Origin of the sequence: Brevibacterium mcbrellneri ATCC 49030, assembly GCF_000178455.1 — a bacterium.
Taxonomy (GTDB): domain Bacteria; phylum Actinomycetota; class Actinomycetes; order Actinomycetales; family Brevibacteriaceae; genus Brevibacterium; species Brevibacterium mcbrellneri.
In genome coordinates this window covers 1-2,200 of sequence record NZ_ADNU01000060.1, presented here as the reverse complement: position 1 = coordinate 2,200, position 2,200 = coordinate 1, and the positions used below count along the sequence as shown (strand labels likewise).

General features: G+C 68.3%; 3 protein-coding genes. 2 read left to right on the top strand and 1 reads right to left on the bottom strand.

The annotated features are described in order from the left end of the window. The coding region (locus tag HMPREF0183_RS09660) for an alcohol dehydrogenase catalytic domain-containing protein (protein WP_040348901.1) at positions 1-349 on the bottom strand (349 nt) is incomplete at its 3' end. Positions 350-452: 103 nt separating this feature from the next. Between HMPREF0183_RS09660 and HMPREF0183_RS09655 the strand changes: the two genes are divergently transcribed. Together HMPREF0183_RS09655 and HMPREF0183_RS13530 are read left to right on the top strand one after the other, a co-directional pair. Next, positions 453-857, top strand: coding sequence for a winged helix-turn-helix transcriptional regulator (locus HMPREF0183_RS09655; RefSeq protein WP_005885516.1), 405 nt, complete (start codon positions 453-455; stop codon positions 855-857). A gap of 633 nt (positions 858-1,490) precedes the next feature. After that, a partial coding sequence (locus HMPREF0183_RS13530; protein ID WP_156798235.1) for a M23 family metallopeptidase occupies positions 1,491-2,200 on the top strand: 710 nt, incomplete at its 3' end.

Genomic DNA, 2,200 nt, shown 5'->3' with positions numbered 1-2,200 from the left:
TGCCCTCGGGGATCGGCGCGACAGAACCGGCAGGCACCGTCACCAGTTCGGCGTGCGCGCGCAGCGGATCGGCGGGGTTGCCGGTCAGTGCGGCGACGCGTTGCCCCACCGAGACCCCGGTGACGTCGTCGCTCACCGCCTTGACGATGCCGGAGAAGTCCCAGCCGAGGCCGACATCGCCCGTCAGGCCGAAGGCCTCGCGCACCTCGCCGTCGGCGATGCGGACATCGATGGGGTTGACGGTGGCGGCGGTGGTGGCGATGACCACCTCGCCGGGGCCCGGATGGGGATCGGGGACGTCGACGAGGACGGGGAGTGGGGAGCCGGCACGGCCGATGAGTGCTCGCATGAGAGTTCCTTTCCTTGTGTGGTTGACATCGTCCACTGTGACAGCCAAACTCTCTATAAGGAAGTAGGCACCGAAAAGTCGGGTACGCACCCAGAGGAGAGTCATGGCCACCACGTCCGCCTCACAGCGAGCCGAGCAGTCGCGACGCGAGTTCGACGCCTTCATGGCCGGGTGCGCCAGCCGTCAACTCCTCGACCGGATCGCCGACAAGTGGGTGACGCTGGTGTTGGCCGCCCTGGGCGAGAGCGAGGACGGCCTGCGCTATTCCGAGCTCTCGCGTCGACTGGCTGGGGTCAGTCAGAAGATGCTCACTCAGACGTTGCGGGCGCTCGAGCGGGACGGGCTGGTGGCGCGGGAGGTGACGGCGTCAGTGCCGGTGCGGGTCGACTACCAGCTGACTGCTCTTGGCCGGTCGCTGCTGGTGCCGGTGATGCAGCTCAAGGCCTGGGCCGAGGCCCACATGACGGAGGTGCTGGCGGCGCGGGAGGCGTACGACGCTCGCGGGTGACGCCCGATGCGCTGCTATTCAGTTCTCTTGCCCCAGGGCTAGAGAGGCCAAGGCGATACGCGCGAGCGGGGGGATCGGGCAGTGTCACATTGCCTGCACGAGGTCGGTGCCTCGGTCGAGGGTGAGCGCTGCAAGCCGATCGATCCCCGGCTCCCCGCCCGCGCCGACCGCGTCGTGGTGCTGGGCCGCGGCATCGAGGGGCCGAGCGCATGCGGCTCATTCGCGATGAAGTCGCGGGCCGCGTACGCCAGCTGGAAGCCCGCCTCACCGGCAATAGGCGAACTCCCCCATTGTGTGAGACCGCTGTCTGGCGTACTGGACCAACGGCCGATTCCAGGAATTCTCCATCGGAATGATCCGTCGGAATTGTCTCCGTCATGGTGGGGTGGCAAGCCCAGCATTTTTTGCATCGGCCCGTACCCACACCACAGGAGAAATCATCATGAAGGGCTTCGCCAAGTTCATCCTCACCGCCACCGCGGCCGCCGCCGGTGGCACGGTCACCGCCCGTCCCTCCGCCGTGGCCACGGTGAGCTACTCCCTCGCCATGAACTCCGAGCCGCGCACGGGTACGCGCGTCAGCTGGCTGCGCCCCGGTGAGCGGGTCGCCATCGAGTGCCAGGTGCAGGGTGACTGGGTCGACGGCCGCTGGGGCGCACGAACCTGTGGGATCGCATCCCGGGCTGTGGCTACGTCTCCGACGGGTGGGTCGACACCGGCACGAACGGCCCGCTGAAGGGTGTCCCCACCTGCACCGATGCGCCATCCCAGCCGACCCGGGCGCCGCAGCCCACCACGCCGCCCCAGCCGCAGCAGGACTACCAGTATCCCTTCACCAGCCAGTTCTTCCTGCCGTTCACCAACGGCGCCTCCTACCCGATCGCCCAGGGCTCGTTCTCCAGCGACCCGAGCTGGAGCCGCAACGCCGCCAACGCGACGTTCGGCACCTACAACAAGCACGCCATCGACTTCGGTACGCGCCTGCTGGCCACCGGCCCCGGCGTCATCCGCACCGCGAGGTGGGACAGCTATGGCTACGGCTACAAGGTCGTCATCGATCACGGCAACGACCGCTGCACCGTGATAAGTCACCTGAGCCGCGTCGATGTCAAGGCCGGTGACAAGGTCGTCGCTGGCGGCCAGGGCGGCCTGTCGGGCAACACCGGCAACTCGACCGACCCCACCCCACTGGGGCGTCGTGCGTTGTTCCAACGGCCTGTCGCTCGAGATCCCCAGCACCGTCGAGAACGGCATGTCCTACGGCGTGGGAGCCGTCGCGACCTCGCGCAACCCCGGTCGCTGACCGACCCCTGTCGTGGGGGAACCGTGTGGGATGCGTCGGG